At 59.8% G+C, this 20,388-nt stretch carries 18 protein-coding genes and 1 pseudogene; 7 read left to right on the top strand and 12 right to left on the bottom strand.

What is annotated here, in order from left to right; genetic code table 11:
* Positions 1 to 2 precede the first annotated feature (2 nt).
* Positions 3 to 584: a flavin reductase family protein gene (locus CWM53_RS20005; RefSeq protein ID WP_004151228.1), complete on the top strand. Its 582-nt coding sequence runs from the start codon at positions 3 to 5 to the stop codon at positions 582 to 584.
* A gap of 56 nt (positions 585 to 640) precedes the next feature.
* Here CWM53_RS20005 and CWM53_RS20000 read toward each other — a convergent pair whose 3' ends face one another.
* On the bottom strand, positions 641 to 1,465 hold the full coding sequence (locus CWM53_RS20000; protein WP_074385719.1) for a helix-turn-helix domain-containing protein: 825 nt from the start codon (positions 1,463 to 1,465) through the stop codon (positions 641 to 643).
* Positions 1,466 to 1,669: 204 nt separating this feature from the next.
* Between CWM53_RS20000 and CWM53_RS19995 the strand changes: the two genes are divergently transcribed.
* The 3 genes from CWM53_RS19995 to CWM53_RS19985 are packed head-to-tail and all read left to right on the top strand — an operon-like array spanning position 1,670 to position 6,297.
* On the top strand, positions 1,670 to 3,238 hold the full coding sequence (locus CWM53_RS19995) for a family 78 glycoside hydrolase catalytic domain (RefSeq protein WP_100729617.1): 1,569 nt from the start codon (positions 1,670 to 1,672) through the stop codon (positions 3,236 to 3,238).
* Between the two features lie 23 nt (positions 3,239 to 3,261).
* On the top strand, positions 3,262 to 4,644 hold the full coding sequence (locus tag CWM53_RS19990) for an MFS transporter (protein ID WP_100729616.1): 1,383 nt from the start codon (positions 3,262 to 3,264) through the stop codon (positions 4,642 to 4,644).
* 42 nt (positions 4,645 to 4,686) lie between these two features.
* Complete coding sequence (locus tag CWM53_RS19985; protein ID WP_012968090.1) at positions 4,687 to 6,297, top strand: carbohydrate porin; 1,611 nt, start codon at positions 4,687 to 4,689, stop codon at positions 6,295 to 6,297.
* A 39-nt stretch (positions 6,298 to 6,336) separates the two neighbouring features.
* Here the strand turns inward: CWM53_RS19985 and pptA are convergent, their stop codons facing one another.
* From pptA to CWM53_RS19970, 3 genes are all read right to left on the bottom strand, one after another.
* Positions 6,337 to 6,564 (bottom strand): tautomerase PptA, encoded by a 228-nt coding sequence (gene pptA / locus CWM53_RS19980; protein WP_002906690.1) that lies wholly within the window; start codon positions 6,562 to 6,564, stop codon positions 6,337 to 6,339.
* A gap of 70 nt (positions 6,565 to 6,634) precedes the next feature.
* Positions 6,635 to 7,252, bottom strand: coding sequence for a glutathione S-transferase family protein (locus CWM53_RS19975; protein ID WP_100630559.1), 618 nt, complete (start codon positions 7,250 to 7,252; stop codon positions 6,635 to 6,637).
* Between the two features lie 83 nt (positions 7,253 to 7,335).
* Complete coding sequence (locus tag CWM53_RS19970) at positions 7,336 to 8,340, bottom strand: LacI family DNA-binding transcriptional regulator (protein WP_100675513.1); 1,005 nt, start codon at positions 8,338 to 8,340, stop codon at positions 7,336 to 7,338.
* A gap of 304 nt (positions 8,341 to 8,644) precedes the next feature.
* On the opposite strand from CWM53_RS19970, the gene CWM53_RS19965 reads away from it, so the two are divergent.
* A complete protein-coding gene (locus tag CWM53_RS19965) occupies positions 8,645 to 9,841 on the top strand; it encodes an L-talarate/galactarate dehydratase (protein WP_061154444.1) in 1,197 nt (398 codons plus the stop codon).
* Between the two features lie 204 nt (positions 9,842 to 10,045).
* Positions 10,046 to 11,356, top strand: coding sequence for an MFS transporter (locus CWM53_RS19960; protein WP_100729615.1), 1,311 nt, complete (start codon positions 10,046 to 10,048; stop codon positions 11,354 to 11,356).
* 65 nt (positions 11,357 to 11,421) lie between these two features.
* On the opposite strand, the gene CWM53_RS19955 is transcribed toward CWM53_RS19960, so the two are convergent.
* From CWM53_RS19955 to CWM53_RS19915, 8 genes and pseudogenes are all read right to left on the bottom strand, one after another.
* Positions 11,422 to 12,273, bottom strand: a complete 852-nt coding sequence (locus CWM53_RS19955) for a transporter substrate-binding domain-containing protein (RefSeq protein ID WP_162678287.1) — start codon at positions 12,271 to 12,273, stop codon at positions 11,422 to 11,424.
* Positions 12,274 to 12,311: 38 nt separating this feature from the next.
* Positions 12,312 to 13,091 (bottom strand): amino acid ABC transporter ATP-binding protein, encoded by a 780-nt coding sequence (locus CWM53_RS19950; protein ID WP_008804710.1) that lies wholly within the window; start codon positions 13,089 to 13,091, stop codon positions 12,312 to 12,314.
* Positions 13,075 to 14,001 (bottom strand): amino acid ABC transporter permease, encoded by a 927-nt coding sequence (locus CWM53_RS19945; RefSeq protein WP_008804709.1) that lies wholly within the window; start codon positions 13,999 to 14,001, stop codon positions 13,075 to 13,077. Before CWM53_RS19945 ends, CWM53_RS19950 begins: the two co-directional genes overlap by 17 nt.
* 9 nt (positions 14,002 to 14,010) lie before the next feature.
* Positions 14,011 to 14,520 carry a GNAT family N-acetyltransferase gene (locus tag CWM53_RS19940; protein WP_008804708.1) on the bottom strand — a complete coding sequence of 170 codons (510 nt, stop codon included), beginning with the start codon at positions 14,518 to 14,520 and terminating at the stop codon, positions 14,011 to 14,013.
* Between the two features lie 11 nt (positions 14,521 to 14,531).
* Positions 14,532 to 16,795: pseudogene (locus CWM53_RS32025) on the bottom strand (NtaA/DmoA family FMN-dependent monooxygenase).
* Positions 16,796 to 16,819: 24 nt separating this feature from the next.
* Positions 16,820 to 17,941, bottom strand: a complete 1,122-nt coding sequence (locus CWM53_RS19925) for a M20 peptidase aminoacylase family protein (RefSeq protein WP_100729613.1) — start codon at positions 17,939 to 17,941, stop codon at positions 16,820 to 16,822.
* Complete coding sequence (locus tag CWM53_RS19920) at positions 17,931 to 18,938, bottom strand: MsnO8 family LLM class oxidoreductase (RefSeq protein ID WP_074385710.1); 1,008 nt, start codon at positions 18,936 to 18,938, stop codon at positions 17,931 to 17,933. The genes CWM53_RS19925 and CWM53_RS19920 overlap by 11 nt, the downstream gene beginning before the upstream one ends.
* Before the next feature lie 91 nt (positions 18,939 to 19,029).
* Positions 19,030 to 19,581, bottom strand: coding sequence for a shikimate kinase (locus CWM53_RS19915; RefSeq protein ID WP_074385709.1), 552 nt, complete (start codon positions 19,579 to 19,581; stop codon positions 19,030 to 19,032).
* A 95-nt stretch (positions 19,582 to 19,676) separates the two neighbouring features.
* Between CWM53_RS19915 and CWM53_RS19910 the strand changes: the two genes are divergently transcribed.
* Positions 19,677 to 20,372 (top strand): class I SAM-dependent methyltransferase, encoded by a 696-nt coding sequence (locus CWM53_RS19910; RefSeq protein ID WP_074385708.1) that lies wholly within the window; start codon positions 19,677 to 19,679, stop codon positions 20,370 to 20,372.
* Positions 20,373 to 20,388 lie beyond the last annotated feature (16 nt).

The following is a 20,388-nucleotide window of genomic DNA, read 5'->3' as shown; positions in this document are numbered from 1 at the left end:
CTATGAGCCGCTTTCGCCACGTTGAACTGCAATATGCCAGCCGCCTGCTCAACCACGGCCCGACCATTTTGATCACCAGCTACGATGCCCCGTCCGACCGGCGCAACGTCATGGCCGCCGCCTGGTCAATGCCGGTGGAATTCGCCCCGCCGCGGGTGGCTATTGTGGTGGATAAAAGCACCTGGACGCGGGAGATCATCGAGCGCAACGGCACCTTCGGCATTGTGGTTCCCGGCGTCGCCGCCGCCAGCTGGACCTACGCCGTCGGCAGCGTCAGCGGCCGCGATGAGGACAAATTCAATGCCTGGGGGATCCCGGTAGTGACCGGTCCGGAGCTGGGGTTGCCGCTGATCGAGGAGAAGTGTCTGGCATGGATGGAGTGCCGACTGCTGCCGGCGACGGCGGCCCAGACCCAGTACGACACCCTGTTCGGGGAGGTGGTGTCTGCCGCCGCCGATGAGCGCGCGTTCGTCACCGGACGCTGGCAGTTCGACGACGATAAGCTCAATACCCTGCATCATCTTGGCACCGGCAATTTTGTCGCCAGCGGTCGTCATGTGCGGGCAAACTCCCTCGACGAATAAGCGTGACTTGCCGCAGGCGGCCGGTTTCCCCTGCCCGGCCTGCGGCCCCCCCCTTTTCAACACGGTGGGCGGCGGCGATCGGCGCTGGGGGTCAGGCCAAACACTTTTTTATACAGGGTGGTAAAGTGGTTGCTGTTGGCGAAGCCGCACAGATAAGCCACTTCGGTAATGGTCATCTCCGTTTCACGTAATTTGACCCGCGCGGAGACCAGCCGCAGGCGTTTCAGATAATTATCCGGCGTTAAGCCGGTGGCCTCTTTAATATGGCGAAACGCCGTGCGGGTGGTGAGATGAAATTGCTCCGCCAGCTGCTGCCAGTTATGTTCTTCGAAACAGTGCTCCTGCAGCCAGGTGAGTAATTTATGGAGTTTATAGCGGGTGCTGCTATATTCTGCTTCCGACTCGGCTGTGAGAATGGTGGTCACCAGCTGGAAAAAGAGAGACTCACGTAGCGGGGTATTATCCGCCGCCCTCAGCGCCAGGGAAAATATCTTTTCCACCAGTTCCCGACAATAGCTGCGGGTCTCAGGCGCCAGCCAGCCATAGCAGGCGGCGCGCTGCGCCGATAATTGCTGCAGCAATCCCTCCATCTGCTGTAAATAGCGAAAGGCCACCGCCGGATTAATTAAGACATTAATCAGCTTCAGCGTCCCCAGCTCATCATAATAGTGGACATCGCCAGGCTGGACGTAAAATACATCGCCCTGCTGGATATACAGCGGGCGGCCATTAATAACGTGTAATCCATGCCCCTCCTCGACGATCACCAGCTCGGCAAACTCGTGGCCATGTTCCTGGCTATTATCTTCCGGGTCGCTGGCGTACATGCCGAGCTTATCCTGGGGATGGGTGAAATAATACTCAACGGTCAGTGTCATCATTACAGCAAATCCTGAACAGCGTGGTGCGCAGGGGCACGATAATCTATTCCAGCCTTCGTCACTCGCCCGATGTGCGGATTTGTGATCGCCAGCGCCCCCACCTCATTATTCCTGCCATTTTCACTGACGGTTTGGCATTGCCAGAGTGGTGGCGCCGCCAGACGACGGCCTATGCTGCGCCTAACCTAATGGAGAGGACGCAGTATGTCACAGGCAATTCAATACAATTCCAGTGTGGCGATGACCCGCCATCCGCATTTATTACAGCGTGCGGCCGCCCTGACGCCCGCGCTGCATCGTCAGCGCCAGGCGCCACAGGCCATCGTCAGGGCTGAACCCGATCCCAAGGCGCTGACCGGCTGGCGGGGGCATGCCGTCTGCACCCCGGAGCAGTTTTATCAGCAACCGCTCAGCGTCGGCGACAGCATCATTATTGACTTTGGCAGCCATTTTGTTGGCTACCTGCAGTTCAGCTGTCGCAGCGTCGGCAGCCCGCCGGATGCCCCGGCCCATCTGCACTTCACCTTCGGCGAAACGCTGAGCGAAGTCTGCGAGCCGTTCAGCGAGTACCAGGGGTGGCTGAGCAGCAGCTGGTTGCAGCAACAGGATCTGTGGCTCGACGTCCTGCCCGCCCGGGTTGACCTGCCACGTCGCTACTGCCTGCGCTATCTGAAGGTGGAGATCAAAGCGCTGTCGCGCAAATTTCGTCTGCAGTTCGATGAGATAGCCCTGGAAACCGTTACCTCTGCCGGCAACCCGCAGCCGGCGGTCATCGCCGATCCGCAGATGAAAGCCATTGATGACGTCGCGGTTCGCACCCTGCAAAACTGCATGCAGGAGGTGTTTGAGGATGGGCCGAAACGCGACCGTCGGCTGTGGCTCGGCGACCTGCGCCTGCAGGCGCTGGTCAATGACGTGACCTTCGGCCACCACGATCTGGTCCGCCGCTGCCTGTACCTGTTTGCCGGCCATACCCGGGAAGATGGCATGGTCTCCGCCAATGTCTTTGTCCAGCCTGACGTGCGCGCCGATGACACCTTTCTCTTTGATTATTCATTATTTTTTGTCGACGTACTCTATCACTACCTGCAAAGCACTGGCGACATGGAAACCGCCCGTGAACTGTGGCCCACGGCGCGACGGCAAATCGAGCTGGCGCTGACCCGTTGCGATACCCGCGGCCTGGTGCGCGACAGCGATGACTGGTGGGTATTTATCGACTGGCAGGCGGATCTGAATAAACAGGCGGCGGCGCAGGGGGTGCTCATCTACTGCCTGCAGCGCGCCATCTGGCTGGCGCAGCGTATTGAGCCACAGCGGGTACCCGACGACACCGCCACACTGGCGCAGCTGAAAGAGGCCGCTCAGCAGCACCTGTGGGACAGCGAGCGGCAGGTGTTTATCAGCGGCGCCGCGCGCCAGGTCTCATGGGCATCGCAGATCTGGCTGGTACTGGCGGAGGTTGGCACCGCCGGGCAGCGGCAAGCGCTGATGCGCCGCCTGCAGCAACAGCCGCCCGCCATTGCCATGAATACCCCGTACCTGCGCCATCATCACATTGTCGCCCTGCTGCAGTGCGGCCTGCGCGAGGAGGCGGTAGCGGAGATCAAGGCCTACTGGGGGGCGATGGTTGACTACGGCGCCGACACCTTCTGGGAAATTTTCGACCCACAGCATCCTGACTTTTCCCCGTATGGCAGTAAGCTCATCAACAGTTACTGCCATGCGTGGAGCTGTACCCCGGCCTGGTTTATTCGCCAGTACGGACTTTAACAACAACGATAAGCGAGTGATTTATGGCAGAAACAACGTTTACCCTGTGGCGGCAGCGCCTTGGTTATGGCATTGCCGATCTCTCCTGCAACCTTGTGTGGCAGATGATCTCTCTGTATCTGATGTTCTTTTACACCGACGTGATGGGCCTCCCGGCCTATTACGTCGGGCTGATGTTCCTGGTCACCCGCTTGGTGGATGGCGTGGCCGACGTGCTGATGGGGCTGGTGATCGACAATACCGCCACCCGTTGGGGGCGCTGCCGTCCCTGGCTGCTGATCGGCGCCCTGCCTTTTGGTCTGCTGTGTATTCTGGCCTTTTATGTGCCGGATTTCGGCACCACCGGCAAACTGCTGTACGCCTTTGTCACCTATCTGTGTCTGTCGTTCCTCTACACTCTGGTGAACATTCCGTTCTGCGCCATGCTGCCGTTTTTAACCAGTGATTCCGCAGAGCGCACCACGCTGTCGGCGGTACGTATTCTGCTGGGATCCCTCGGGGCCACCATCGTCGCCGTGGCCACCCTGCCGCTGGTCGGTGCGCTGGGCAAGGGCAATCAGCAGCAGGGATTCCTCTATACCGCAGTGATTTTTGGCGTACTGGCGGCCTTTTTCCTGCTGGTGAGCTTTCGCAACGTCGAAGAAAAGATCACCCTCACCGGGGAGCGCATGACCCTGAAACGCGCCTGGATTAGCCTCCGCGCCAATCGTCCGTGGTGGATCTTCGCCAGCAATATCTTTCTGATGTGGGGGGCCTTTTTCTTTCAGACCGGAGCGCTGGTGTACTTCTTCCACTATTACGTCGGGAATACCGAGCTGACGGCGGTTATCGCCGGGATCTCCACCTTCGTTCCCCTGCTCGGCACCCTCACCGTCCCGCTGCTGGCCCGACGCATGAAAAAACGTCATGTCTATCTGGTCGCCAGCGCGATCAATCTGCTCGGGATGGGGATGATGATGCTCTCTGGCACCTACGCGCTGGGGCTGATCGTCGGGGCGGTGATCCTCTCCCTTGGCGCCGGTCAGCGCACGGCTATCTATTTCTCGATGCAGGCCGACCCGGTGGATTACGGCGTGTGGAAAACCGGCATTAATACCGCTGGGATCCTGACCTCGATAAACGGCTTTCTCGGCAAGGTGGCGATGGCCAGCGCCGGGGCGATCACCGGGGTACTGCTCTCCTCCGGCGGCTATATCGCCAACCAGGCGCAAAGCGACAGCGCCCTGTTGGCCATCAAGGCCTGCTATCTGTACATTCCGGCGCTGTTGATCCTCGCTTCGATGCTGTGGATGGGCCGCTTCTACCGCCTCGACGATCACTATGAGCAGATCCGTGCCGACCTCGATGCCGGACGCGGCGCCTCGCCAGCCCCGGCCCCGGCCACCGGAGAATCCCCCGCCATGTAAGGCGCCCCGCTGATTTAACCTCTGGATAAATTAAGGACTTTTATGCGTATCTCTGTGATTAGCGCAGCGGTTTGCTGCGCCCTTTTTCCACTCACCAGCGCCGCCGGGTTGAGCGTCGAACAACGGCTGGCGCAATTGGAAGCGCGCCTCAATCTCGCCGAACAGCAGGCCAGCGAAGCCAGCCGCCGCGCGCAGCGGGCAGAACAGCAAACCGCCGCCGCTGAACAGCGCGCGGCGGCGGCGGAGCAGCAGGTGCAGGCGCTCAGCCAGCAGACCACGGCCCGCGAACAAAAACAGCAGGCCACCAATCAGCAGCTGAGCGAGCAGCTGGCGAAGCGCGCCCCGGACGACGGCTTTACCTTTAACGCCTACGCCCGTTCCGGAATGTTAGTCAACAGCCACGGCAAAGGTGCCCGCGGCGGGCCAGGCATCTCCCCGGCCAGTTCGCTCAACGGCGATGCCCACGTCGGTCGTCTCGGCAACGAAAAAGATAATTACGCTGAGCTGAGCTTTGGCAAAAAGCTTACCTTCAACGATGGCTCATGGGCGCGCTTTAAGACCATGCTCGCCGACGGGGCCACCAACCCGGATCCGTGGGTTCAGGATAACGACAGCCACCATCTGAACATTCGTCAGCTGTACGTCGAGATGGGCGACTTCGCCGAGTTCACCGGACCGTTAAAACGCGCCTCGATCTGGGCCGGCAAACGCTTCGATCGGGATAACTTCGATATCCACTTTACCGATAGCGACATCATGTTCCTCGGTGGCACCGGCGGCGGGATCAACGATGTCGACTGGGGAAGCGGCCTGCGCGGCGATTATTCGGTGTATGCGCGTAACTTCGGCGACCTTGGCAGCGATAATTACGCGGATAATGACATCCAGAATCTGCTGTTCACCGCCAACCATTTTTACGGCAACTGGCAGCTGATGACCACGGTGATGACCGCCCAGGGTAACGATGACCTGAAAGATAATACCTCGACCACCGGGAGCTATGCCCTGCGCAGCGATAACACCGCCAAAAACGGCTACTACGCGATGCTGGCCCTGCACGACAAACAGCAGTTCTACGGCCTGGCGCCGGGGGTGTCGGAAAGCGCGCTGCAGTACGGCGTCGGGCTGGGCGCCGAAGCGCGTCAGCCTGGGAGCGATGGCGACCTGACCGAGAACGCGGCTTCCCTGCGCTTTGCCTCGTACGGGATCCTGCCGTTGGGGAAAAACTGGCAGCTGGCGCCGTCGGTGATAGCCCAGCACAGCGAAGACCGCTATCGCGACGGCGACCGCTACGACTGGGCGACGTTTAACCTGCGGGTGTCGCAAGGGATCTCCGCTCACTTCGCCCTGCTGTATGAGGCCTCGTGGCAGTATATGGATCTCAATCCGAACGGGCGCAGCTATCGCTATAATGACAACGTTTATCAGTATCAGGCGGTGCGCGGTGATTTCTACAAGCTGACCTTCGCCCCCACTTTTAAAGTGGGCGATGTGTTTGATATCAAAGCGCGGCCGGAGATACGTTTCTTTGTCACGTGGATGAACTGGGATAAAGACCTGGATCGTTATGCGATCAACGATGATTTCGGCAGTAAAGGCTTTACCGCCGGTGGGACATGGAACTTCGGCGTGCAGACGGAGATTTGGTTCTGACGGATCGTCACTGGCGGACTTCATGCCCGCCAGTGGCAACTACATGCTATAACCCGGCTTCTTAATTAACTGCGCCATCTGCGGGGCGATCTCACTGTCCCACACCGCCTGCCACGCGTCCGGCTCAACCTGAGTCAGCGCGACGCTGACAGCGCTCTCTTTGCTGTTCAGATGGCGGATCAGCACCTCAGTGATGTCGGCGGCCAGCGCGGTTTTTTGTTCGTCAGTCAGTTCACGGGGAAAGCATTTAATATCAACATGCGGCATAGCAAAGACTCCTTGTGGTCAGAACCATAACGCTACCACAGAATGGCCGTTCTGGTTGCCATCGCGTGCGTTAAATCAGCTTGTTACGGCGAAGCGCCGCGGCCAACTCCGGTCGCTGACAGACCGCCCGGGCGATGGCGGCGAATTTTGGCGCGTGGTCGTCAAACCACGCCTGTCGCGGCCCCCAGCTGTACATCGCCGCGATATAGCAATCCAGCAACGTTACCGACGCGCCCAGCGCCCACGGCCCGGCGGCCAGCTGCTGTTCGAACCAGAGATAGAGATTTTTCCGGTACTGGCGACAATTCTCCACCAGTTGCTCCGCGGCGGCGGGCGCCCAGCGTTCCGGGTAATCGGCATAAGTAAAGGTAGGATAGACGTTGGCCACCAGCCAGACCAGCAGACGCTGGAACTGCTGACGCTGCGGCGTCCCTGGCGCGGGGGCCAGATCGGGACGCTGGTCGAGGATCATCAGCGCGATGGCGGCGGTTTCGGTCATGATGCTCCCGTCGGCCAGCTGCAGGGTGGGCACCTGGCACAGCGGGTTAATCTGCCGCAGACGCTCGCGCGCCGGACCGGGCTGGTCAAAGCCCTCCACGTCAACCACCTCGTAGGGAATATCGGCCAGGGAGAGCATCAGCTCGCTAATCGTCGAGCCCCATCCCGGCACGCCATAAACGGTTATCATGGTCTGCCTCCAGGGTAAAGCCTAAGTGTAGGCAGAAATTCGCCGCTCACCCACCCGGCACACCACGCCCTGAAAAGGCAGGCCTACGCCGATTCTCGTGCCACCAGCTGAAAGCCGATATCTATAATCACCCCGCTGTCTTCTCCCCCTTCGATGCGGTCAGCCAGCAGCGTGGCGGCCCGTTCACCGATGGCATGACGGTCGACGCTGACGGTAGTGATGGCCGGACGATTGCTGGCGGCGAAATCCAGATCGCCAAAACCGATCACCGCCAGTTCCTGCGGTACGCGTAGCCCCCGGCTTTCGGCTTCCATAATCGCCCCCTGGGCGAGGGTGTCTGAGCTGCAGATGATCACATCAAATTCGCCGCCGGCGAGCAGCTCCGCCAGACCGCTTCGCCCCAGCGCCAGCGACGCCGGGAGCGGCACTTCAACCTGAGGCGCATCGTCCAGCCCTTTTTTAGCCAGTCGGGCACAGAGCCCCTGCTTACGCAACATCGCGCGCGCATCGCCCGCCCACAGCAGGCCTGGTCGCCGGTAGCCTTTCTCCAGCACGTACTCGCCAATGGTTTCGCCCACTTTTTCATGGGAAAAACCGACCAGCATATCCAGCGGCGTCGGGGTGAGATCCCAGATTTCCACCACCGGCGTGGCGGCGTTAAGGATCGTTTTCTTTAACAGCGGTGCATGCTGGATGCCGGTTAACACCACGCCATCAGGGCGCCGCGAAAGCAAGGTGGAGACCAGCTCGGCTTCGGTGTGCCGGTCATAGCCCGCCACGCACAGCAGCATATGGTAGCCGCGCGCCGCCAGGGTATCGCTCAGCGCCTGGATGGTATCGACAAACATATTGTTATTGATTTGCGGTACCACGACCGCCACCAGTTTGCTGCGCCTGGAGGCGAGGCCGCCGGCCAGCGCATTGGGGATATAGCCCGTCGCCTGCACCGCCTGCATCACTTTCTCTACCGTTTTTGGCCTGACCAGCTGGGGCGTATTCAGCGCCCGACTGACCGTCATCGGCGACAACCCGGCGCTGCGAGCCACATCCTCCAGCGTCGGCGCCCGCGTCGGTTTTTTGCTTTTCACGGCTAAGCCCCTGTGTTAAGTCGTTTCCTGTGGGCATTATTGATGATGCCCCACGCAATTGCCAGCGCCCGCCGCTTCTCCCCTAACAGAATCAACGACCTGCAACACAAAATGTTATCGCTATCATTATAACTTGTCACTTTTCACAAACTGTTTTGGATTGTGACCTGCACGGCAAATTTTTCGCCTTTATAACGGCCAATTGTGATCGTTTGTACAAATTAAAACCACTACCGTAGCGTCAAAAGCATTTCACCATTACAAATGATAGCGCAATCATTTAATTATCGAAAAGGACACCACTATGACCTCAAGCGCCAATTCCGAGTCCGTAACCTACGCCAAAACCACCGGCGTCAAAACCGCCGCTGAAACCGGTGACCGCATTGACCACGTCAGGCTGTCGCTGGCTTTTCTGCCGCTGGCCACTCCCGTCAGCGATGCCAAAGTGCTGACCGGTCGTCAAAAACCGCTGACCGAAGTGGCGATTATCATCGCGGAAATTCACTCCCGGGATGGATTCACCGGCGTTGGCTTTAGTTATTCGAAACGTGCGGGCGGCCAGGGCATTTACGCTCACGCCAAAGAGATAGCCGATAATCTGCTTGGCGAAGATCCAAACGACATCGACAAGATCTACACCAAACTGTTGTGGGCCGGGGCTTCCGTCGGCCGTAGCGGCATGGCGGTACAAGCTATCTCCCCTATCGATATTGCCCTGTGGGATATGAAAGCCAAACGCGCCGGTCTACCGCTGGCCAAACTGCTGGGTTCACATCGTGATTCCGTGCAGTGCTACAACACTTCCGGCGGCTTCCTGCATACCCCACTGGATCAGGTGTTGAAAAACGTGGCTATCTCCCGTGAAAACGGCATCGGCGGGATTAAACTGAAAGTCGGTCAGCCTAATACTGCCGAGGATATCCGTCGTCTGACGGCGGTGCGCGAAGTGCTGGGTGATGACTTTCCGCTGATGGTGGATGCCAACCAGCAATGGGATCGCGAAACCGCCATCCGCATGGGGCGCAAAATGGAGCCGTTCAATCTGATCTGGATTGAGGAGCCGCTGGATGCCTATGACGTCGAAGGCCACGCGCAGCTGGCCGCCGCGCTGGATACGCCGATTGCCACCGGCGAGATGCTGACCAGCTTCCGCGAACATGAGCAGTTGATCCTCGGCAACGCCAGCGACTTCGTGCAACCGGATGCCCCGCGCGTCGGTGGGATCTCCCCGTTCCTGAAAATAATGGATCTGGCCGCGAAGCACGGTCGCAAACTGGCCCCGCACTTTGCGATGGAGGTGCACCTGCATCTCGCCGCCGCCTACCCGCTGGAACCGTGGCTGGAGCACTTCGAGTGGCTGAACCCGCTGTTTAACGAGCAGTTAGAACTGCGCGATGGCCGGATGTGGGTTTCCGAACGCCATGGTCTGGGCTTCACCCTCAGCGAGCAGGCCCGCCGCTGGACCCAGCAAAGCTGCGAGTTTGGAACTCGCCCGTAATGACTTTTCCCGGATGACGGCGTCCACGCCTTATCCGGGCTACCGGTCCGCAGCCCACTGAGAACCCGTAGCCCCGGTAAGCGCAGCGCCACCGGGGATAAACCTCTGACCCGCTGTACTCGCAATACACGAAATCCGTCAGCAAGCATCAAAGCGGCATGAAAGATGACGTGTCTTCACAACCCTGCAAAGGAGTTGAATAACATGCAACAGCAAATAAAACGCAGCAACGTGCGTTACGGAATATTGGTTTTTTTATTTCTCGCGACCGTATTTAATTATGCAGACCGGGCCACCCTGTCCGTTGTCGCGCCGATGATGAGTAAAGAGTTAGGTTTTGACCCTGAAGCAATGGGCCTGGCCTTTTCGGTTTTTGGTATTTCCTACGTCATTATGCAAATCCCCGGTGGCTGGCTGCTGGATAAATATGGTTCGCGGTTGGTCTACGGCTGCGCGCTGATTGGCTGGTCGGTCGTCACTATGTTTCAGGGCACTATTTATCTGTTTGCCAGTCCGCTGGTGGTGCTGGTGATCCTGCGTCTGATGATGGGCGCCATTGAAGCCCCCGCTTTTCCGGCCAACAGTCGCCTGAGCGTCCAGTGGTTCCCCAATAAAGAGCGTGGATTTGTCACCTCAGTCTATCAGGCCGCGCAGTATATTTCGCTGGGCATTATTACGCCGCTGATGACCATCATTCTGCATAATTTAAGCTGGCACTATGTCTTTTATTATATTGGCGCTATCGGGGTGGTGCTGGGAATATTCTGGCTGGTAAAAGTAAAGGATCCTTCACATCACCCTAAAATTAACCCGCAGGAGCTCGATTATATTCGTGAAGGCGGCGGCGTACCGGAATTAGGTAGCCAAAAAACAAAGCAAAAATTAACTCTCGCGCAGATTAAAAGCGTCTGCGTCAATCGCATGATGATCGGGGTTTATATCGGCCAGTTCTGCGTCACATCGATTACCTGGTTCTTCCTCACCTGGTTTCCGACTTACCTCTACCAGGCTAAAGGCATATCAATCCTCAAGGTCGGGTTTGTCGCCAGTATCCCGGCGATTGCCGGATTTATCGGCGGCCTGCTGGGCGGCGTGTTTTCGGACTGGCTGCTGAAACGCGGTTACAGTCTGACCACCGCCCGTAAGCTCCCGGTGATCTGCGGCATGCTGCTCTCCTGCGTCATTGTCGTCGCCAACTACACCTCCTCGGAAGTGGTGGTGATCGCCGCCATGAGTCTGGCGTTCTTTGCCAAAGGTTTCGGGAACCTCGGCTGGTGTGTGCTGAGCGACACCTCGCCGAAAGAGATGCTCGGTATTGCCGGTGGCGTGTTCAATATGTGCGGTAACCTGGCGAGCATCATTACCCCGCTGGTCATCGGGGTGATCCTCGCCAACACCCACTCGTTTGATTACGCCATTCTCTACGTCGGTTCCATGGGCGTGCTGGGTCTGTTCTCCTATCTGTTTATCGTTGGGCCGCTGGATCGCTTGACGCTCACTCCACGCACCGTTTGATTGAAGACCCTGGCGAGCATTCGCCTCCGCTGTTTCGCATCGTACTCCGGCGAAACAGCGGTTTTTTAGTAGGTAATCCCCGGCGGGTTGACCACCGACTGCGCCACCGCCTCGCCCTGCTCTCCCCAGCGCGCCAGCACCTGCTGATATTCACCGCGGGCAATCGCCCCGTCGAGTGCTGCCTGCAAGGCAAAGACCAGGCCGTTGCCTTTTTTAGTGGTCGTCGCCACCCACGCCTTTTTCGGCCCCAGGCCCACCACCCTGGTCTGTCCGTTGAGAGCGGCCTTATAGGCTGCCACCGACTGCGGGCCGAAAAAGATATCCGCTCGCCCGGACTGGATATAGAGATTGCCGGAGGCATCATCGGTCAGGTAGACCGGCTGGGCCAGCGGCCGCCCGGCTGCCCGGTTGTCGTCGTTCCAGCCCAGCAGGATCCGTTCCTGATTGGTGCCGGACCCGACGATCACTTTGCGCCCGGCGAGGTCAGCGGGTCCGTTTACCGCGGCGATGTCGCTGGTGGATTTCACCGAGAAGGCCAGGGAGTCCACCCGGTAAGTCGCAAAATCGAACTTCTCTTTGCGCTTCTCGGTCACCGCGATATTGATCAGCGCCACGTCGTAGCGGCCGGAGGCGATGCCCAGCGGCCAGTCCTCCCACGCGGTGGGCACCAGCCTGAGTTTCAGGCCAAGGCTTCCGGCCAGCAGGCGGGCAACATCCGGGTCGCTGCCGATCCGCGTGCGGTTGTCGCTGGCCAGCAGCGCCAGCGGCGGCGAATTGAGCGCCGAGATCGCCACCGTTAGCGTCCCCGGCTCCACGAAGCGATAGCCTGGCGGAATTTTCGCTATCGCCTGCGGGTCGCGGGTGACCGGCAATGGCTGCTCATTGGCGCGCAGATCCAGCGCCGCCTGAGCGTCCATGGCGAGGGCGCTGAGCACAAGGGTCACTATCGCTCTGTTCATGACGGCAGCACCCTGGATAAAAACTGCCGGGTACGCGGATGCTGCGGATGGTTGAGCACCTCATCGCTGCTGCCCTGCTCGACGATCCTGCCGTCGACCATAAACACCACCTGGTCGGCCACCTCGCGGGCAAAGCCTACCTCGTGGGTCACCACCACCAGGGTGGTACCGGAGCGCGCCAGCTTCTTGATCACATCCAGTACCTCGCCCACCAGCTCAGGATCCAGCGCCGAGGTGGGCTCATCAAACAGGATCACCCGCGGGTCCAGGGCCAGCGCCCGGGCAATCGCGATACGCTGCTGCTGGCCGCCGGAGAGATGCCGCGACCAGGCGTCGGCTTTATTGCGCAGTCCGACGACGTCCAGCAGTTCATAGGCGCGGGCAATAGCCTCTTTGCGCGTGACCTGCTTGTGGGCGATCGGCGCCTCTATCAGGTTCTCCAGCACCGTCAGATGCGGAAACAGGTTAAAATTCTGGAAAACGTAGCCGACGTTGATCCGCTGGCGGAGGATCTCCTTCTCTTTCATCTCATACAGCTTGTCGCCTTTGCGGCGATAGCCGATATAGTCGCCATCAATCTGAATAAATCCCTCATCGACGCGTTCGAGGTGATTAATGGTGCGCAGCAGCGTGGACTTGCCCGAGCCGGAAGGGCCGAGGATCACCGTCACCGTGCCCGGGGGGATCTCCAGCGACACATCGTCCAGCGCCTTGTGGCGGCCATAGTATTTGCTGACCCCGGTGATAGAGATATGGCCATTATGAGAGCTGGGCATGAACGGCCTCCTGGGGCTGTGGTTGACGTGCGGGTTGATTCAGACGGCTGCTGCGGGCGCTGTTTACCGCCGAGCGGCGCTCGCTGCGCGCCAGGGCGCGTTCCACCAGATACTGAATGGCGGAGAGGACGCTGGTGATCGCCAGATACCAGGCGGCGCCGACCATCAACAGCGGGATCACCTCCTGGGTACGGTTGTAGATCATCTGGATGGTGTAGAACAGCTCCGGCATCGCCAGGACGTACACCATCGCCGTTCCTTTCGCCAGACTGATGATCTCATTGAAGCCGGAGGGCAGGATGGTGCGCAGCGCCTGCGGCAGAATAATGCGCAACGTACGTCGCCAGGCGGGAAGCCCCAGCGCGGCGGCGGCTTCATACTGCCCATGGTCGACCCCCAAAAAGCCGCCGCGAATGATCTCCGCGGTATAGGCGCTCTGCACCAGCGTCAGGCCCACCACCGCTGTGGAGAATTGCCCCAGCACGTTAATGGTCTGATAGCTGGCCCAGGTCACGCCGGTAAACGGGATCCCCAGCGACAGGGTGTCGTAGAGATAAGAAAAGTTATAGAGAATAATCAGCACCACAATCAGCGGCAGCGAGCGAAACAGCCAGATATAACCCCAGGCGAGGCTACTGAGCAGCCACGATGAGGACAAGCGGGCCAGCGCCAGCAGGCCGCCGAAGATCACGCTCAGCACCGTGCCGAGCAGGGTCAGGAGCAGGGTTTGTCCCAACCCCTCGAGGATCACCGGGTCGAAGAACCAGCGGGCGAAGACGCCCCACTCCCAGCGCGGGTTAAAGGCCACCGACTGGATCACCACCGCCAGCACCAGCAGGGCGACCAGCGCCCCGACTACCCGCAGCGGATAGCGCGCCGGCACCACTTTTATTGTTTCAGATGAATGCATCATGCCTCCTCAGGCGCTGTGGCTGAAGGCGCTCACCGCCAGCGCTTTAGTGAACCGCAGTCGGCCGTCATAGGGCGGCTGGCTGTACTCTTCCGGGTCTCGCGTGAGGTCAAACTGCGCCTCATACCCCTGGCTGAGATAGAGCTTTACCGCCTCCGGTTGACGGAAGCCGGTGGTCAGGTAGATATGGCTGTACCCGGCCAGCACCGCCCGCCGCTCCAGCTCCTGGACCACCTTCGCCGCCAGCCCCTGCTGGCGCAGACGGCGGTGCGTCCAGATACGTTTGATCTCCGCGGTGTGGCGATCTTTCGGTTTATAAGCACCGGTGGCGATAATTTCTCCCTCACGCTCAAGGACGATAAACAACCCCTGCGGCGGCAAATACCACTCAGTCAACTCCACTTCCGCATCGCGGGAAAAATAGTCGCCGTAGCGGGCGGCATATTCGGCAAACAGCCCGCTAATAATCGGCTGCAGCTCCGGTGCGTCCGGAGAAATATCGCGGAATGCTTCGCTCATCGCGCCTCCTGTCAGTCGCCCAGTCCGGGTGGGTTGATTTCTGATTGCGGAATACTCTCCACCCCTTCGCCCCAGCGGTTAAGCACTTTGGCGTAGTCCCCGCTGGCGATAGCGCCGTTCAGCGCCGCCTGGACGGCATTCACCAGCCCGCTGTCTTTTTTCAGCGTCACCGCGATATGCGCCGCTTTCGGCCAGCCGCCGTCGACGCTGCCCACCAGTTTGGTTTTGCCGGTCAGCGCCGCTTTCCATGCGCCAATTACGTTAGGGCCAAAAAAGGCGTCGGCTCGTCCGGTTTGCAGAGCCAGCGTCTGGGCGGCGTCATCCTTGGTGTAGACCGGGGTAAACGGCTTCAGCCCCTTCTTGACGTTCTCTGCGTTCCACGCCAGCAGGATCGCCTCCTGGTTGGTACCGGAGCCGACGATAATCTTCAGCCCGGCGATGTCTTCCGCCTTGTCAATTTTGCTCAGCGGACTGGTGCTTTTGACGTAGAAGCCCAGCGAGTCCTTGCGGTAGGTGGCGAAATCGAACTTCTCTTTGCGCTCTTTGGTGACGGTAATATTGCTGATCGCGGCATCATATTTGCCGGAGGTGACGCCCAGCGGCCAGTCTTCCCATGAAGTAGGAACCACGTTCACTTCCAGTCCGAGGCTCTCCGCCACCAGTCGGGCGATATCCGTCTCGCTGCCGAGCAGGGTTTTGTTGTCATCGGCGAAGACCGTCAGCGGTGGTGAGTTCAGGGCTGCCACCGCGACGGTGAATTTCCCCGGCACCGCCAGATGCAGATCTTTCGGCAACAGCGCAATGGCCTGTGGATTTTTCGCGGTGTGAATCGGCGTTTTGTTGGCCTCCAGGCTCACCCCGGTGCCATTGATCTTGACGTCCTGGGCCCACGACGAGGCGCTAAATGCCAACGCGACGGCCAGCAAGAGTGTTGTTTTCTGCATAGCGTGATTCTCTTTTATTATTTTTGGAATTGATTAGCAGGTAGCGCCAGACCCAGACTTTCCCGCAGGGTGGTGCCCGGATAGTCGCGACGGAACAGGCCGCGCGCCTGTAACAGCGGAACCACCTCATCCACAAAGCGCGGGAAGGTTTCCGGCGTGCCGCCCTGAATAATGAAGCCGTCCGCCGCGTGCTGTTCGAACCACAATTGCAGGCCATCGGCGACATCGCTGGCGGTGCCGGTAAAGCGCGGACGCGGGCTCGCTGCCTCCAGGGCCACCTGGCGCAGGGTTAATCCCCGCTCGCGGGCGTGACGTTTAATCTCGTCGGTGGTGCTGCGGAAGCTGTTTTGTCCGAGGTCGCCAATATCCGGGAACGGCTCATCAAGCGGATACTGTGAAAAATCATGATGTTCGAAATACCGCCCCAGATAATTCAGCGCATCCTCGATGGAGACCAGCGCCGCGGTAGTCTGGTACTGACGTTCCGCATCCTCGGCGTCATCCCCGACGATGACGCTGACGCCCTGGAAGATATGCAGTTGGTCCGGGGTGCGCTGATATGCGGTGAGTTGGCTTTTGACATCCTGATAAAATGCCTGCGCCTCGGCCAGCGATTCCTGATGGGTAAAAATGGCATCGGCGTGGCGTGCGGCTAATTTCTTGCCGTCGTCCGACGCGCCGGCCTGGAAAATAATCGGCCGTCCCTGTGGCGTACGGGCAATATTCAGCGGGCCGGCCACTTTAAAGAAATCGCCATGGTGATCGAGCGTATGCAGTTTATTTTTGTCAAAGAACTGGCCGCTCTCTTTATTGCGCACGAAGGCGTCTTCTTCCCACGAATCCCATAAGCCTTTCGCCACCTGCAGATATTCATCGGCAATGCGATAGCGCAGCGCATGATCCGGATGCTGAGCCCGGGAGAAGTTTTTCGCCGACCCTTCCAGCGGCGAAGTGACGACGTTCCACCCCGCCCGTCCCTGGCTTAAATGGTCGAGGCTGGCGAACTGGCGGGCGGTGGTAAACGGCTCGCTGTACGAAGTGGATAAGGTCCCCACCAGTCCCAGACGCCGGGTGACCGCGGCCAGCGCGGAAAGTACCGTTAAAGGTTCGAAGCGATTTAAAAAATGGGGAATCGATTTTTCATTGATATATAACCCGTCGGCGACAAAAATGAAATCCAGCTTTCCCTCTTCCGCTTTTAACGCCGTCTGTGTGACGAAGTTAAAATTAATACTGGCGTCAGCCTGCGCCGCCGGATGACGCCAGGCGGACATATTTCCCGATGCGCCATGTAATATCGTTCCCAGACGCAATTGTCGATTTTCAGACATAGCTACCCCTTCCCCTGTCATCCATTAAATGTGTTGTAATGCCTGTTCCGCCAGCTGGGCGAAATAGTGCGCTGCGGGCGCAATAAGCCGTTCGTCCGGATTAAATGCCGGATGGTGCAGACCATATTCGCTGGCGCTGCCGATGCTGACGAACGCCCCGGGAATATGCTGAAGATAGACCGCAAAATCTTCGCCACCGAGATGCAGATCGGCGTGATGGGTGCGGTACCCAGCCTGGGCCGCCACGTCGCTGGCGAAGTCGGCCCAGCGGGCGTCATTGACCAGGGCCGTCGGGCCGGCATACCAGAAGACGTCAATCTGTGCGCCAAAGGCGCTGGCGAAACCGGCCGCGATCTCGCTGACCCGGGCCTTGACCCGCTGCTGCACTTCACTGCTGTGAGTACGCAGCGTCCCTTCCAGCTCGACGCTCTCCGGCAGCACGTTCCAGGTATTGCCTCCCTGGATCCGCGTCACGCTGAGCACCACCGAGTCGAGGGTGTTCACTTCCCGGCTGGCCACGCTCTGCAGCACCGTCACCAGCTGGCTGGCCAGCAGGATCGCATCCTTTCCTTCGTGTGGGCGGGCGGCATGCGCCCCCTTCCCGGTCACTTTGAAGACGAAGCGGTCGACGTTGGCGTAGAACGCGCCGCCGCGGGTGGCAAATTCGCCCACCGGCAGGCCGGGCTCATTGTGCATGCCAAAGATCGCCGACACATCCTCCAGCGCCCCGGCACGGATCAGGGTTTTTGCCCCGCCAAAATTTTCCTCCGCCGGCTGAAACAGGATCCGCACCCGCCCCGGGAGTTCCGCTTCCCGCTCCTTCAGCAGCAGCGCCGCCCCCAGCATCACGCTGGTGTGAATATCATGGCCGCAGGCATGCATCACCCCGGGGTTCTGCGAGCGATAGGACAGACTGGTCGCCTCCTCGATGGGCAACGCGTCGATGTCCGCCCGCAGGGCAACCACCTTGTCGCCGCTGCCGACTTCGGTGACCAGCCCGGTTTTCAGATCGTAGGGCAGCAGGGTCAGCCCGCCGCTCTGCAGCCAGTCGTGGATCCGCGCGGTGGTGGCCACCTCCTGCAGGGAGAGCTCCGGGTTCTGGTGCAGCTCGCGCCGCCAGCTAATCAGTTGTTGTTCAAAGGACATTCAGCACCTCCTTGCCGTAGTGAGCCTGCGCCAGCAGGCGCAGGGAGTGCAGGCGCGCTGGCCCGTCGCTAATAGGGGTATCAATGATGAGTTCATCCAGTTGATCTTCCGCCTGCAGCGCGTCAAGCCGGGCTTTAACCTGTTCGGGAGTACCGGAGATCAGTGAGGATTCGCGGCGGTGGATGCGTGTCGGCCGGCTGCCAGCCTGGCGGGCAAAGGCGACGGCCTGAGCCTCACTGGCGACGGTCACCCGCTGGCCGTTCTCCAGCTCGACGCCCCACACCTCGACCTGCTGCGCCAGCGCGGCGGCGGTGGCCGGATCGTCGGCCACCACCACCTGCACGGCGACGATCGCCTCACGCGGGCTCAGCTCGCGCCAGCGGTTGAACACGGAACGGCGCAGCGCGCTGTCACCATTGAGATGAGCGGCAAAGACAAAGTTCCAGTCAAGACGAGCCGCCAGTTCCGCACTCTCCAGGCTGGCACCGAGCAGGAAACCGTCGGCCCGACGCGGCGGGATCGGCGTGGCGCGCAGGCTCTCCTCTCCACCGGGCTCAGTCAGCGACAGCCAGTTATCCAGCTGCGCCAGCTGATCGGCAAAGGTCCCTTTCTCCTCCTGATGCAGGCCCTGCTGCAGGGCGCGGGTGGAGAGCGGCAGGCCGCCAGGCGCTTTGCCGACGCCGAGATCGATGCGACCCGGCGCGAGGGCGGCCAGCAGGTTAAAGTTTTCCGCGACCTTATAGGGGCTATAGTGCTGGAGCATGACGCCGCCGGACCCGAGGCGGATCCGCCGGGTGTGGCCCAGCAGCCAGGCGATAACCAGCTCCGGCGAGGGGCTCGCCAGCTGATCGGTATTGTGGTGTTCGGCGACCCAGAAACGGTGATAGCCCCAGGCTTCGGCGTGTTGCGCCAGCGTTAATGTACGCGCCAGCGCCTGCGCGGCGGTTTCCCCGGCGGCAAGCGGACTTTTATCCAGGATACTGATTCGATAAGACATTTCGCAGGCTCATATGAAAGTACGTGCCTGCATTATTAAAATCTCTGCTAACTATTGAGAAACAATTAATTCACATGTGTACTGCTGAAAATTAGATATGCCCGCCTGACCGCTGCGCTTCCAGCTCGCGGAGCAGCGCCTCTGCCTGCCGCGGATTGTGCACCCGGACGAAGCGAATATGACGATATTGCGGATCCTGCATATCGGCCAGATAGCGTCGGCGATTCTGCCGCCAGGTTTTCAGCGTCCAGAGGATAATGGATTCCCGGCTGCAGAACGAACGGCGAAAGCTCTCGCGGTTGCCCGTGCCCGGCCACAGCTCCTGATGCCGCCACGCCCGGCTCGCCGCCCGCCACACCGCCTGGCGCAGCGTGCGCCAGAGGCTATAATCGACCCAGATCACCAGATCCACCTCGCGCCATTTGACGCTGCGGCTGCGATTGTAATTGCCATCCAGCACCCAGCCCGGCGAGGCCGTGGCGGCGGCAATGGCGGCGAAAAACGCCTCATCCGGCGTGCCCTGCCAGTTCGGCCGCCAGTACAGGCGATCGAGCTCGATCCAGGGTAGTCCCAGCCGGTGTGCCAGGCGCCGGGCCAGGGTGGATTTGCCTGAGCCGCTGGTGCCGACCACGTTGATGTTCATTTCTGTTTCTCCCAGGTAGCCAAACTAATACTTATATCAATGTTAAATGGCGTATACAGTAGTGATCTTAATCAATGATAAAAGGTGTTTTCAGGATGAACCCCTATGAAGCACGCTACAGACAGCTGTTAGCCAACGGAGCAAGCGCCTGGGCGGGTGATGGTTTTGCCAGGGCAAAGATACAACAGGAAAAAACATTTCATTGGCTGGATTCCCATGGCTATTTACCGGCTCCCGGCGCGCCGGTACTTGAACTGGGATGTGGCAATGGTGCCATGGCCGCCCAGTATCTGGCGGAAAGAGGCTATGCCGTGTGGGGTGTTGATGTGTCCGAAACGGCGATCCGCTGGGCGGAAGACCGTTTTCAGCAAGCGGGTCTGGACGCCACATTTTTCGTCGGCAACGTCTGTCATCTTTCTCAATGTGAGGATGCCCAGTTTGCCTTAATCATTGATGGCAGCTGTCTACATTGTCTGCTGGAAGATCAGCGTCGCCGTTTTTTCGCCGAGGCGAGAAGATTGCTGAAACCCGCAGGCCGGCTGGTGATCGGCTCGATGTGCGGGCTTCCTCGTTATGCTGAAGACCTCGCCACTTACGATCCTGTCAAGCATCATCTCCTGAAAGAGGGGCAGCCCTGGCGTACGCTTAAACCCCTCCCGGCTTTACTGAATGAGATACAGCAGGCGCAATTTACCGTCCTTGCCACCGACGTTAAGCACAATGCCTGGTGGGATCATGCCACCATCGTTTGTTCGGCAAACGGGCCGTCGGCTGATCCTCAGGAGAGTTAATTTCAGGCTGACCGCG

Source organism: Klebsiella sp. A-Nf5, assembly GCF_002810545.1.
Lineage (GTDB): Bacteria > Pseudomonadota > Gammaproteobacteria > Enterobacterales > Enterobacteriaceae > Klebsiella > Klebsiella variicola.
Note: the sequence above shows the minus strand (reverse complement) of the source record. Positions and strands in the feature narration are given on the sequence as shown.